General features: G+C 62.4%; 12 protein-coding genes and 1 tRNA gene. 7 read left to right on the forward strand and 6 right to left on the reverse strand.

What is annotated here, in order from left to right; genetic code table 11:
* Positions 1-183: 183 nt before the first annotated feature.
* Positions 184-387 carry a hypothetical protein gene (locus DMR_RS18055; protein WP_015862481.1) on the forward strand — a complete coding sequence of 68 codons (204 nt, stop codon included), beginning with the start codon at positions 184-186 and terminating at the stop codon, positions 385-387.
* Positions 388-1,114: 727 nt separating this feature from the next.
* Here DMR_RS18055 and DMR_RS25100 read toward each other — a convergent pair.
* Positions 1,115-1,285, reverse strand: a complete 171-nt coding sequence (locus DMR_RS25100; protein ID WP_173362484.1) for a hypothetical protein — start codon at positions 1,283-1,285, stop codon at positions 1,115-1,117.
* 200 nt (positions 1,286-1,485) lie between these two features.
* A tRNA-Asn gene (locus DMR_RS18060) sits at positions 1,486-1,561 on the reverse strand.
* 187 nt (positions 1,562-1,748) lie between these two features.
* On the opposite strand from DMR_RS18060, the gene lysS reads away from it, so the two are divergent.
* The 6 genes from lysS to fabZ all read left to right on the forward strand — a co-directional run bounded on the left by lysS (position 1,749) and on the right by fabZ (position 9,067).
* A complete protein-coding gene (lysS, locus tag DMR_RS18065) occupies positions 1,749-3,359 on the forward strand; it encodes a lysine--tRNA ligase (protein ID WP_232502829.1) in 1,611 nt (536 codons plus the stop codon).
* Positions 3,356-4,585 carry a lipoprotein-releasing ABC transporter permease subunit gene (locus DMR_RS18070; RefSeq protein ID WP_015862483.1) on the forward strand — a complete coding sequence of 410 codons (1,230 nt, stop codon included), beginning with the start codon at positions 3,356-3,358 and terminating at the stop codon, positions 4,583-4,585. Before lysS ends, DMR_RS18070 begins: the two co-directional genes overlap by 4 nt.
* Positions 4,578-5,279 (forward strand): ABC transporter ATP-binding protein, encoded by a 702-nt coding sequence (locus tag DMR_RS18075; RefSeq protein WP_015862484.1) that lies wholly within the window; start codon positions 4,578-4,580, stop codon positions 5,277-5,279. The genes DMR_RS18070 and DMR_RS18075 overlap by 8 nt, the downstream gene beginning before the upstream one ends.
* The gene (gene bamA / locus DMR_RS18080) at positions 5,251-7,911 is read left to right on the forward strand and encodes an outer membrane protein assembly factor BamA (RefSeq protein ID WP_052279014.1); all 2,661 of its coding nucleotides are present in this window, start codon (positions 5,251-5,253) and stop codon (positions 7,909-7,911) included. Before DMR_RS18075 ends, bamA begins: the two co-directional genes overlap by 29 nt.
* Positions 7,912-8,021: 110 nt before the next feature.
* Positions 8,022-8,528 carry an OmpH family outer membrane protein gene (locus DMR_RS18085; RefSeq protein ID WP_015862486.1) on the forward strand — a complete coding sequence of 169 codons (507 nt, stop codon included), beginning with the start codon at positions 8,022-8,024 and terminating at the stop codon, positions 8,526-8,528.
* Positions 8,529-8,599: 71 nt separating this feature from the next.
* Positions 8,600-9,067, forward strand: coding sequence for a 3-hydroxyacyl-ACP dehydratase FabZ (gene fabZ / locus DMR_RS18090; protein WP_015862487.1), 468 nt, complete (start codon positions 8,600-8,602; stop codon positions 9,065-9,067).
* Positions 9,068-9,269: 202 nt separating this feature from the next.
* On the opposite strand, the gene DMR_RS18095 is transcribed toward fabZ, so the two are convergent.
* The 4 genes from DMR_RS18095 to DMR_RS18110 all read right to left on the reverse strand — a co-directional run bounded on the left by DMR_RS18095 (position 9,270) and on the right by DMR_RS18110 (position 12,155).
* Entirely contained in the window at positions 9,270-9,830 is a 561-nt protein-coding gene (locus DMR_RS18095; RefSeq protein WP_015862488.1) for a hypothetical protein, read from the reverse strand.
* Between the two features lie 336 nt (positions 9,831-10,166).
* Positions 10,167-10,832, reverse strand: a complete 666-nt coding sequence (locus DMR_RS18100; RefSeq protein WP_015862489.1) for a DUF134 domain-containing protein — start codon at positions 10,830-10,832, stop codon at positions 10,167-10,169.
* A 151-nt stretch (positions 10,833-10,983) separates the two neighbouring features.
* Positions 10,984-11,352: a DsrE family protein gene (locus tag DMR_RS18105; RefSeq protein ID WP_015862490.1), complete on the reverse strand. Its 369-nt coding sequence runs from the start codon at positions 11,350-11,352 to the stop codon at positions 10,984-10,986.
* 35 nt (positions 11,353-11,387) lie between these two features.
* The gene (locus DMR_RS18110; RefSeq protein WP_015862491.1) at positions 11,388-12,155 is read right to left on the reverse strand and encodes a hypothetical protein; all 768 of its coding nucleotides are present in this window, start codon (positions 12,153-12,155) and stop codon (positions 11,388-11,390) included.
* Between the last annotated feature and the right edge of the window lie 86 nt (positions 12,156-12,241).

Below are 12,241 nucleotides of genomic sequence, written 5' to 3' on the forward strand. Positions count from 1 at the left end.
ACCTGCCTACAGCGCGACGAATTTGCAGAAAAAATCCGTGCATCGGATCGATACAACATGGCTATACAGGATATTAGATACGACGCAACACGCCGGCCCCATAATTATTTAGAGTAGCCCGGAGCTCCGCTTTGGGGCTATCGGTCAAGGTGACAGGGCACTCTACTCGCTTGGAGAATCACCATGGCCAGCCACACTGACAAAAATGCTTTTATCTCGGTTTTTTACGAACCAATCTATTCGCACAAGGAACAGAAAGCCTTGCTGCGTTACGAGCGGGAGGACGGGAGCAAGGGCGTCATCGGCGTCCGCCGTGAATCGCTCTCGACCTTGCAGGAAGCCATCAACGCCATTGCCAACGGCAACGCGTCGGAGCAAAACGCCTAGCCGGGAAACGGGTTTCCCTCGCGTCGGCCCGATCTCGGCCGACGCGACGGCGACAGACGCGAGGCAAGGCCACGACGCCCGTGGCATTGGGCGCTTGGGCATGGTCCCGGGGGATGTTTGCGGCCTGTTGACGGCACCCCCCTCGGCCAAGTCGGCACGGCGGCATTGCCTTGTCTGCCGGGCCGCCGGCCTGAGGCATGGGCCAGGCTCCATCCCGTCCGCAACGGCTCGCCAGTTCCTTCGGCCCCCGGGCCAGGCAAGGGTGTTGCCCAGGCCGCCGTCTCGGGCCGCGCCCGCGTATGCCGTTTCGCCGACGACAGCCTTTGGAAAACCTCCTCGTCTCCGCCTCGCGCCGCACCCGCATGGGCGATTTCGCGCCTGCGCCTCTACGAACACTCCAGCAAGGACGGAAACGCCTGGTCTGCGGTGAGGCCGGCGACGCTAAAAGGAAAAAGGCTTCCGGGAGCCACCCCAAAAGCCTTTCTCGTCAATCCACAGTCGGCGGAAGGCGGATCTGTAAAGTACAGCAGCCGCGCCCAAGGGCGCATGCCGAGCGCCTTCCCCTTTTGAAACGAAAATCCGGTCAGTTCCCCCTGCCGTCTGTTCCCGATTTCCTCATAATCCCGCCCGAGACATATGGCATTCTATACCAGTTCTGTAACAAAAGCCAACATGGGGCAAGAATTTGTCCTCGGCCCTGCTCGGCTGAAACGCCGCGCCAAGGGCATCACCATTTGGTCTTGTTGAATAGCCCGCGCGTGGAAAGTTCCTGGGACTTGTATTTATCAAAGTCGATGAATCCTGGGGCAGTCGCACTGACATTGCTGTTGGCTGCGATGGCGAAGATGGCTACCAAGGCAAGAAGTCCTACGGCAAGGCTGATAAAGATCCATTCCATGCTTCTCAATAACAGGGACCTGGGGGCATGTCATCAAGCAATATGTCCAAGGCCCGTGGCCCCTCCCGCCGCTATCTGGCGGGTTGTCCGGGCAAGAAGCCTGGCCGGGCGGGCGTCGTTCTGGGGATGCGCGAGGGGGAAGGCGAAAAGCTGCCCAAAGAAAAAGGGAGCCGGTGGTTAAACCGACTCCCTGAATCTGCTGGCTCCCCGGGACGGACTCGAACCGCCAACCTAGTGGTTAACAGCCACCCGCTCTGCCAATTGAGCTACCGGGGATCGTTGAGGCGAGAAAGGTGTTTATCCTCGACCCTCCCACCCGTCAAGCGAAAAATTCCCTGACGCGAAAAAAAGTTCCCCGCCCCACACCCCGGGGCGCGGCGGGCCGGCCGGCCCATTCTTGACGGGGCACGCTAATTCTCGTAGGCAAATGCGCTTGTCCGGTCGTATCGGCCGGGGCAACGACATGCAGCAACGGAGAACCGCCGTGGGCAGCGACGCGCCACGTAAGAAAGAATACAAGCTCCCGGTCAAGTCCAAGCGGGTGGAGGACTTCCGTCCCCTGCTCGAAAGCCTGGACGCCCGCGACGAACTCAACGAAGTCTTCAAGAACCGCATCGCCAAGGCCGTCCAGCTCCTGGACGACGGCGTGCCGCTCTATCCCAACGACTTTGCCAAAGGCGACGACATCGGCCCGGTGGCCGAGGCCCACGAGCCCCTGACCGAGGAAGCCCTGGCCGAACTGGGCCGGACCTTCCGCCTGGCCGGCCGCATCGTGTCCCTGCGTTCGTTTGGCAAGGTGGCCTTTTTCACCATCCAGGACGCCTCGGGCCGCATCCAGGTCTTTGCCGAGCGCGAGACCCTTGGCCAGGAAGCCTACACGGTCTTCAAGAAATTCGACATCGGCGACATCGTCGGCGTCACGGGCCGGCTGTTTCGCACCAAGACCGGGGAACTGACGCTGCATGCCGACACGCTCTCCCTGGTCACCAAGTCCATGCGGCCCCTGCCCGAGAAGTACCACGGCTTAAAGGACGTCGAGACCCGCTACCGCCAGCGCTACGTGGACCTCATCGTCACCCCGCGCTCGGTGGAGATCTTCAAGGCCCGCACCACCATCATCCGGGAACTGCGCGCCTTCCTCGACTCGTCGGGCTTTATGGAAGTGGAAACGCCCATGATGCAGGCCATCCCCGGCGGCGCCACGGCTCGGCCCTTCGTGACGCACCACAATGCCCTGGACATGGGCCTGTACATGCGCATCGCCCCGGAACTGTACCTCAAACGCCTGCTTGTGGGCGGCTTCGAGAAGGTCTACGAGGTCGGGCGCAACTTCCGCAACGAGGGCGTGTCCACCCGGCACAATCCCGAATTCACCATGTGCGAGTTCTACTGGGCCTACGCCCGGTACACCGACCTCATGGACCTGACCGAGCGGCTGTTTGCCCGCCTGGCCAAGGCCGTCACCGGGTCGGAGGCGGTCAGCTACCAGGGCCAGGAGATCAACCTCGCCCCGGGCTGGGCGCGCCTGTCTTTCCACGAGTCCATCGAAAAGGTGGGCGGCATCGATCCCGAGATCATCCGCGACTACGACAAGGCCAAGTCCCTGGTCGAAAAAAGCGGTGAAAAGGTGCTCAAGGGCGACAAGCTCGGCAAGGTCCAGGCCAAGCTCTTCGACATCTTCGTCGAGCCCAAGCTCATCCAGCCCCACTTCATCTACCATTATCCCACGGAAATCTCGCCGTTGTCGCGACGCAACACCGAGAACCCGGAGATCACCGACCGCTTCGAGCTCTTTATCGCCGGACGCGAAATGGCCAACGCCTTTTCCGAGCTCAACGATCCCGTGGACCAGCGCCAGCGCTTCGAGGATCAGGTGCGCGAGAAAGAGGCCGGCGACGACGAGGCCCACCGCATGGACGAGGACTACGTCCGGGCCCTGGAGTACGGGATGCCGCCGGCGGCCGGCGAAGGCATCGGCATCGACCGTCTGGTCATGCTGCTGACCGACCAGGCGTCCATCCGCGAGGTCATTCTCTTTCCGCTGCTGCGCCCCGAGGGCCAGCCGGGGTCATGAGTTTCGAACTCTTCGTCGCCAGGCGCTACCTGACGGCCCGCCAAAAGCAGGCGTTTATTTCCGTCATCTCGCTCATCTCGGTGCTCGGGGTGGGCCTTGGCGTGGCCTCGCTCATTGTCGTGGTCGGGGTGATGCACGGCTTTTCCACCGAGCTTCGCGACAAGATCCTCGGCATCAACGCCCACATGGTGGCGGCCGTGGCCGGCGGCGCCATGCACGACTACCGCGAGCTCATGGGCAAGGCCGAGGCCGTGCCCGGAGTCCTTGGCGCCACGCCCTTTGTCTATACCGAAGTCATGCTGTCCAGTGCGCGCGGGGTCAAGGGAGTGGTCCTTCGCGGCGTGGACCCGGCTTCGGCCGGCAAGGTGCTGGCCCTGCCCAAGGAAATGATCGTCGGCAGCCTGGACGACCTGGAGATTCCTGGGCCGTTTCCGGGCATCGTGCTGGGGCGCGAACTGGCCGACCGGCTGGGCCTGATCGTCGGCGAGACGGTCAACCTCATGTCCCCGGCCGGCAAGGAAAGCGCCGCCGGGTTCTCGCCCAAGGTCAAGACCTTCGTGCTGCGCGGGCTTTTCAAGTCCGGCATGTACGAATACGACTCGACCCTGGCCTACGTCACCATCCCGGCCGCCCAGGAACTGCTGGGGTTCAAGCGCGACATCGCCACCGGCCTTGAGCTCAAGGTCGCCGACGTGGACGCCGTGGACGCGCTGGCCCCCAAGGTCCGGGCGGCGCTGGGCGGACCGCCGCTTTTCGTGCGCACCTGGATCGACATGAACGGCAACCTGTTCAAGGCGCTGCATCTCGAAAAAACGGCCATGTTCGTGATTCTCGTCATGATCGTGGTGGTGGGCTGCTTTTCCATCATCACCACGCTGATCATGCTGGTCATGGAAAAAACCCGCGACATCGCCATCCTCATGTCCATGGGGGCCACGCCAGCCGCCATCCGCAAGATCTTCATGCTCCAGGGCGTGATCATCGGCGTCGTGGGCACCGCCCTGGGCTATGCCCTTGGCCTGGGCGTGGCTTTGGCCCTGGAAAAGTACCAATTCATCAAGATTCCCGGCGACGTCTACCCCATGGACCATCTGCCGGTGCGTCTGGACTGGTCCGACATGGTCATCATCGGCGTCACGGCCCTGGCCCTGTGTTTCCTGGCCACCATGTATCCGGCCCGGCAGGCGGCGCGCCTGAGTCCCGTGGAGGCCCTGCGCCATGACTGAGCCGCTGCTCTACGAACTGCGCCAGGTGCGCAAGGTCTACCAGGGGCCGGCCGAGGAAGTGACGGTGCTCTCGGGCCTGGACTTCGCCATCGCCAAGGGCGATTCACTTGCGATTTTGGGCTCTTCCGGCTCGGGCAAGTCCACTTTGCTGCACCTTTTGGGGGCTCTGGACCGGCCGACGTCGGGGCAGATCCTGTTTAACGGCCGGGACCTGGCCGGCCTTGGGCCGGTGGAGGCGGCGGCGCTGCGCAACCGGGACATCGGTTTCGTGTTCCAGTTCCACCACCTGCTGCCGGAATTCACCGCCCTGGAAAACGTGGCCATGCCGGCGCTCATTGCCGGCATGGAAAGAAAAGAAGCTTTTGCGCGGGCCAGGGCATCTTTGTCGCTCGTGGGACTTGATGAAAGGGTGGAACACAGGGTAACAACCCTTTCCGGGGGAGAGAGGCAGAGGGCGGCTATCGCCCGTGCTGTCCTGTTGCGGCCATCCGTTCTGTTGGCCGATGAACCCACCGGCAATCTTGACGAAGCCACAGGCGGCAGGGTCGGCGATATGCTCGCCCGCCTCAACGCCGATCTGGGCATGACGTTGGTTGTGGTCACCCACAACCATAACCTGGCCGCTCTCATGGGCCGGAGACTGGAGCTGCAGGGTGGAGAACTCTATGCGCGGAATGAAACGAATCGGTCTTAAAGGGCTTTTGCTCGCCGCACTCTTGTTGGCGGCGGCGGGGCAGGCCCTGGCCCAGTCCGGCAAAGTGCTGGTCGTGCCTTTCGCGGTCAACGCTGCCGACGCCCTGCATTCCGTACAGGGAAGCCTGCCTCCGATTCTGGCTGAAAAGCTCAAGGCCCTGGGCGTCACCGCCCAGGCCGAGGGCGGCAAGGCCGCCCCTGACGCCGCCGCAGCCCGCAAGCTGGCCGGCGCGGCCCGGGCCGAATACGTCGTTTTCGGCAGCATTTCCAAGGTCGGCGAGGGACTGAGCCTCGACGCGCGGGTGGCCAAGGTCGGGGGTGGGGAGCCCCAGGCCGTGTTCGCCTCGGCGGCGACGGTGATGGGCCTGGACGGCGCGGCCGCCCAGCTGGCCGACAAAATCAAGCCCCTGGTGGCCGTGTCCACGGCTGCGGGCGGCGGCTCGGACCGCATTGTCGAAGTGGACGTTGAAGGCAACTCCATCCTCGACAAGGAAGTGGTCATTCTCAAGGTCAAAAGCCAGGTCAACCAGGCCTATGATCCCAAGACCGTCAACGACGACGTCAAAAAGCTCTTCGACATGGGCTATTTCGACGACGTCCAGGTGCGTCTGGACAACGTGGCTGGCGGCAAGCGCCTGACCTTCGTGGTCAAGGAAAAGCCGCGCATCCAGGCCATCGGCGTCACCGGCAACGGGGACGTGAAAAAGGACGACATCCTGGAAGCCATGAGCACCAAGGCCGGCGGCGTGCTCAACCTCAAGGTCCTGGCCGACGACCTCGGCAAGATCCGCGAGCTCTACAGCAAGAAAGGCTACTACAAGACCGAAGTCACCTACGAGCTGGAACAGACCGATCCCCGCATCGCCCGGCTCAACATCGTGATCAAGGAGCCCAAAAAGCTCTATATCAAAGAAGTCAAGATCGAAGGGGCCAAGCAGATCAGCGCCGGCGATCTCCAGGACGAGCTGGCCACTTCCACCCGCCACTTCTGGTCCTGGGTGACCGGTTCGGGCGTGCTCAAGGAAGAAATGCTGGAGCGCGACGCCGCCGCCCTGGAATCCTATTACGCCAACCGCGGCTTCGTCGACGCCCGGGTCGGCCAGCCCGAGGTCATCTACGGCGACGACGGCATCACCGTCATCTTCCGGGTTGAGGAAGGCGACCGCTACAAGGTCGGTTCCGTGGCCTTCTCCGGCGACCTGCTCTTCGACCAGCCCAAGCTCATGGACCGGGTCAAGCTCGACGAGCTCTCCGGCAAGGGCGAATACTTCAACCGGTCGGTGGTGCGCGACGATTTGAACGCCCTGGCCGAACTCTACGCCGACGACGGCTACGCCTTTGCCGAAGCCGACGTCGACATGCAAAAACACGCCGACACCAAGACCATCGACATCACCTACATGATCGCCAAGGGCCGCAAGGTCTACGTGCGCCGGGTGACCATCGAGGGCAACGACAAGACCCGCGACAACGTCATCCGCCGCGAGGTCAAGCTGGCCGACGGCGACATGTTCTCGGGCTCCAAGCTGCGCCGCTCCAACGAGCGCCTGGACAAGCTCGAGTACTTCGAGAAGATCGACATCGAGACCGTGCCCACCGACAACCCGGGCGAAGTGGACATCAAAGTCAAGGTGAAGGACAAGAACACCGGCTCCATCAGCCTCGGCGCCGGCTACTCCACCTCCGACAGCGTGTTCTTCGGCGGCTCCGTTGAGGAGAAAAACCTCTTCGGCAAGGGCTACCACGCCAAGTTCCAGGGCATGTTCAGCGGCAAGTCCAGCCGCGGCATCCTGTCGTTCACCAACCCCTACGTCTACGACACCAACCTGTCCGTGGGCGCCGACATCTACCAAGTCTACCGCGCCTACGACGACTTCAAGAAATCGACCTCCGGCGCCAAGCTCCGCTTCGCCTACCCCTTGGGCGAATACACGATCCTGTCGTGGGACTACCGCCTGGACCACTACCACATCTACAATACCAACCCTTGGGCTTCGAGCGTCATCACCGAGTCCGCCGGCTGGCATTGGTCGAGTTCGGTCTTCGCCTCCATCGACCGTGACACCGTGGACAGCGCCACCAAGCCCACCAAGGGCACCAAGAATACCCTGTCGCTGGAATACGCCGGCGGCGCGGTAGGCGGCGACGACGCCTTCGTCAAGCCCATGTTCACCTCCAACTTCTTCTACCCGCTGCCCATGGATCTCGTCTTCCACTGGCGGGGCCAGGCCGGCGTGCTGCTGCCCAACTCCGGCGGCGACATCCCCGTCTACGAACGCTTTTACCTCGGCGGCATCAACAACGTCCGCGGCTACGAGTTGGACAAGATCTCGCCCAAGGACCCCTGGACCGGCGAGCGCATCGGCGGCAAGGCGGAGTTTTTCACCAACTTCGAAACCATCTTCCCCATCAGCAAGTCCAACGGCCTGTTCGGCGTGGCCTTCTTCGACGCCGGCAACTCCTGGCGCGAATACGACCAGGTCTGCTGGGACTTCTACCGGGCCGTGGGCGCCGGCGTGCGCTGGTACTCGCCCCTGGGCCTGATCCGGGTGGAATACGGCTACGGTCTCGACGCCGACAAACACAATCTGCAGCCGTCCCAGATCGGCTTCTCCATGGGACAGACCTTCTAGGCAGTCCGCGACGTGGGCGAAGGCCGGAACACGCTTCCGGCCCTTTCGGAATACAGACCAACGGGGGGCCAATGCCCCCCGCAAACGTGAATGGATCAAGGAGCGAAATAATGGGCGTTATGGTTCGGGTTTTCTTTATCATGGCCGTGTTGGCGATGCCGGTTGCGGCGTTTGCCCAGGGAAAGATCGGCATCATCAACCTCGATGACGCCCTGTCCAACTCCAGCGCCGGCAAGTCTGCCCTGGGCAGCCTCAAGTCGAAGTTCGAAGCTCGCGAAAAGTCTTTGGCCGCCCAGGGCGACGAGCTCAAGAAAATGCAGGACGAGCTGCAGAAGAAAAGCGTGGCCCTGTCCCAGGACGCCATGAAGGCCAAGGCCGCCGACTTTGAAGCCAAGGCCCGCAAGTACATGGAAGACCGCAACAAGCTGCAGCAGGAAGAACAGCAGTCCCAGCAGACCGTGCTGCAGCCCCTGCTGACCCGCCTGCAGAAGGTCGTCAGCGATTACGCCGCGAAAAACGGCTTCTCCGTCATCTTGGAGTCCCGCTCCGTGCCCTACTTCGATCCCAAGCTCGACGTCACCGCCGCCATCCAGGCTGAATTCGACAAGAGCAAATAAGGGACCCCATCCAGCCAATCCAGGGCCGGGACGCTGCCGCGTCCCGGCCCTTTTCTCATGAGGAGACCGCCATGGCCGAGACGAACAATACGGTGATCGGCATCACCGAAATCCAAAAGCTTTTGCCCCATCGCTATCCCTTCCTGCTGGTGGATCGGGTGGTGGAGCATGTCCCGGGACAGTCCATCACGGCGATCAAAAACGTCACCATCAACGAACCGTTCTTCCAGGGCCATTTCCCGGGATTACCGGTGATGCCCGGGATGCTCATCCTGGAAGCCCTGGCGCAAGCCGGCGGGGTATTGGTGTCCAAATCCCTGGAAGGCCCCTTGGGCGACCGCATCTTCATGTTCACAGGCGTGGAGAAAGCCAAGTTCCGCAAGCCGGTCGTGCCGGGGGATCAACTTGTGTTGCGCTGTTTTGACCTCAAGCGCCGCATGACCTTGTGCAAGATGCGGGCGGAAGCTTCGGTTGCCGGCGTCGTGGTGGCCGAAGCCGATCTGAGCGCCGCCGTGGTCGATGGGGCGAACCTGGGCTAGTGTTTTGGCGCTGCTTGGTCAAAGGCTACAACCAGGGCCAGGCCTTTACCGACCAAGGGCCCGGGCGTTTTCGCCCGGGCCCTTGGTTATGGAGCGCCGCCGACGGACTCATGCCCGCGAAGCAGTCGCACGCTTGCCGCAGCCGGCCTTCGGATCAAAGCGGAAGTGGACTAACGCCAAGGGCTCCCGCTGCCAGGGGCGCTCAAATGGCCTTGGGCCGGTTCATACCCAGGCCGGCGAGATAGCTTCTGGCTTCGACGCAACCCAGAAAGGCCGCCTTTTCGATGTAGGGCAGGGCCAATTGTCCCTTGCCCTGCATCAACAGGCTCGTTCCCACGCCGAAACAGGCCGTGCCGCTGGTGTGGTTATGCCGCAAGACTGCCAGGAATTTCCGGCAGGACAGCTTGTAGTCGCCGTTCTCAGCCGCCTGGACCGCTTCAAGAACCAGCGCATTTTCAGCATCCGCCGTTTTATCCCGGGCTGTTCTGTTGGCAAGGGCGACGCACAAGTCATCCAAGGCATACCGCACGCCAAAGCCGACAATAAGGTAAGAAAAAAAAATGATGGTATAGCGATTGAATACCGCATCATGATCGTAGACAGAAACGAAGCACAAGGCCAGCTCGGCAAAGCCGGGCAGGGCCAGGCCGGCGATGGCCCAGGATTGTCCGTGATGTTGATAAAGGTAATAGGCCGTATAGCCGTGCATGCCGGCTGCCAGCAGGATATTGATTATCAGGGCCAATCTTTTGAAGTATATCACGACTACTCCGCAGCGCTTACAGCTCTCGATAAGCCCTCAACAAGCCGCCATGCTTTCACTCCATCCCTTTCTGGCTTTCCACAATGAACCAGTGTCAAACCATACCTCAATTCTCCGACGTGTTTTATGCCTATCAGACTTTGCCCATTTGCGCCAGCCGGGTCTGTGGCCGAACAGGCGTGCTAGCGCTCCCTTAGCTCACCGGGGAGTGTAGAAACGACGAAAACCGGCCGGTCGGGAAATCGGCAAAACATTGTGGATTCCCGACCGGCCGGCCCGACTGGATGTAACAGGCAGCCAGCTGCAGACGTGCTCCCCGTGCTATGGCCAGCCGCGTTACGCGCCCATGGCTGCGCCGCAGCCCGGGCAAAACGCTCCGGCGGAAGCCGCACCGCAGGCCGGGCACAGTCGTTCCAGGGACTTTTGCCCAAGCAACTCCTCGCCCACCGCCGCCTGTCCACGTCTGCGACCGGTTCCACGTCCTTGGCTCAGGCCACGGCCCGGCCCGCCCCGGCCGCCTTGTCCCTGGCCGCCACAGCCGCCCAGACCGCCGCGCCCCTGTCCGCCGCGGCCGCAGCGACCACCTCGTCCTTGTCCTTGTCCTTGTCCTTGTCCTTGTCCTTGCATGTCCGTGTCCTCCTCGGCGGGGCCGGCAACGCCGCAACCGGCCGGTCCCGTCTGTTCGTTTTCAGGGTTGCGCGGGCCTTCGCCAGCCAACCGGTAACTGCCGCCCTCGATGCGAAGGGCCAGCCCGCCGACCAGGGCCGTGGCCGTGACGCGACGCGCCTCGGCCAACACCCGCCCAAACGTATGGCGCGAAACACCCATGGCCTCGGCCGCCGCCTCGGCGCACAGGCCTTCCAGATCGGCCAGGCGCAGGGCCTCCAGCCCTTCCACCGGCAACACCACCTCTTGGGTCTCCCGAAGCGATGCCCCCTGGGGCTTGAAAAACGTGGCCGCCGGCGCGGCCGCCACCCGGCGATGCTGGCGATGTCTGGGCATGGTCGTCTCCTTTAAAATGCTTATATGAGCAAAATAAGCGCCGTCTCCCGAAGGTCAAGACCAATCGAGATTGTTTTGCTCAATTGCGCAAAAAAAGGAGCCGGACCAAGCCGGCTCCTCAAAAAAATAAGCATTCCAGGCAGTAGTGAAGCTAGAAGGACAAACAGCTCACCCCGTCCTGGACCAGCAAGTCCATGGTCTGGCCGCCGGTACCCAACGCCCACATGGGGTCGAGATCCTCGGTCGTAACGCCCCGGGCGTGGCAACACGGCGTACAGACGTAAAACGGCAGGCCCTTGGCCTTCTCGCGCAACCAGCCGGCATGGTCGGCCAAGCTGTCGCCGGTGACGGCCCGCACCCGCTCGGCAATCTCGGGCTTGGCCAGATAGACCGCGTCGTCCACGAGCAACATCCCGGCCAGCGCCCCGCGCTCGGCCGCCAGTTTGGCGAACTGGAACGCGCGAGTGGCCTTGGATTGCTCGTCTGGTCCGCAAGACACCAGGAAAAACACCTTCTGCATGGCAGCTCCCCCTCGAAAGCTCGGATGTTGTCGCCCTACTCCTCGCCCCCAGCGCCCAGATGGGTCAGAAAGGCCGTGAAGTTGCCCGTGAACTCAAAGGACCCTACATGGGTGAACACACTGTGCACATCGGCGAAAATCTCACCGCCCATGTCGGTCCAGCGTTTGCAAAAGGCATAGTCCTCGGGCAGATACTCCCGGTTCTCCACATCGATGGCCGTATCGAAGAAAGCGACGTTGTTGATGTTGTGATCATTGGTATGGGAATAATCATAGCCAAGCTCGGGATAATGCGCCGCCATGCGTTCCAGGGTCTCGCGCTTGATCATCATGAACCCCGTGGCCCCGTACTCCACCGGCAATAGCCCCGTCACCGGCTCGGGCCGGCCGCCCGGCTTGAGCTTGACCGCGTAGTGCATGGACGCCCCGGCCGCCACCCGTGAGAGCACCTTGTTGTCGATGCAGCGCAGCTTGTCGATATCCAGGTACTTGACCGGATAAATGCCGCAGACCACGTCCTTGTCGGCTTCCAGATACTTCAGCGGCAACTCCGGCGAAAAACCGATGTCCGCGTCAATGAACAGCAGGTGGGTATATTCCTTAAGCCGCAAAAATTCGTTGGCGATCAGGTTGCGCGCCCGGGGAATGAGGCTCTCCTGGGACGGCGTCAGCATCCCGGTCTTGATGCCCTGGCTGTCCAGAAAACCGATGCACGACACCACCGCCCGCAAATACGCCACCGTCACCTGGCCGCTGTAGGCCGGCGTGCCGATCATCAGCATCGGCTTTTTGCCATCCTCCATCACATCTCCTCCCCAGGCCGCCCGTCAGGGGCGGCCGCTTTCCCGCTCTATCCGGCCAGCACGAAACAAAGTCAATTGCTTTTAGG

This window comes from Solidesulfovibrio magneticus RS-1 (assembly GCF_000010665.1).
Classification (GTDB): domain Bacteria; phylum Desulfobacterota; class Desulfovibrionia; order Desulfovibrionales; family Desulfovibrionaceae; genus Solidesulfovibrio; species Solidesulfovibrio magneticus.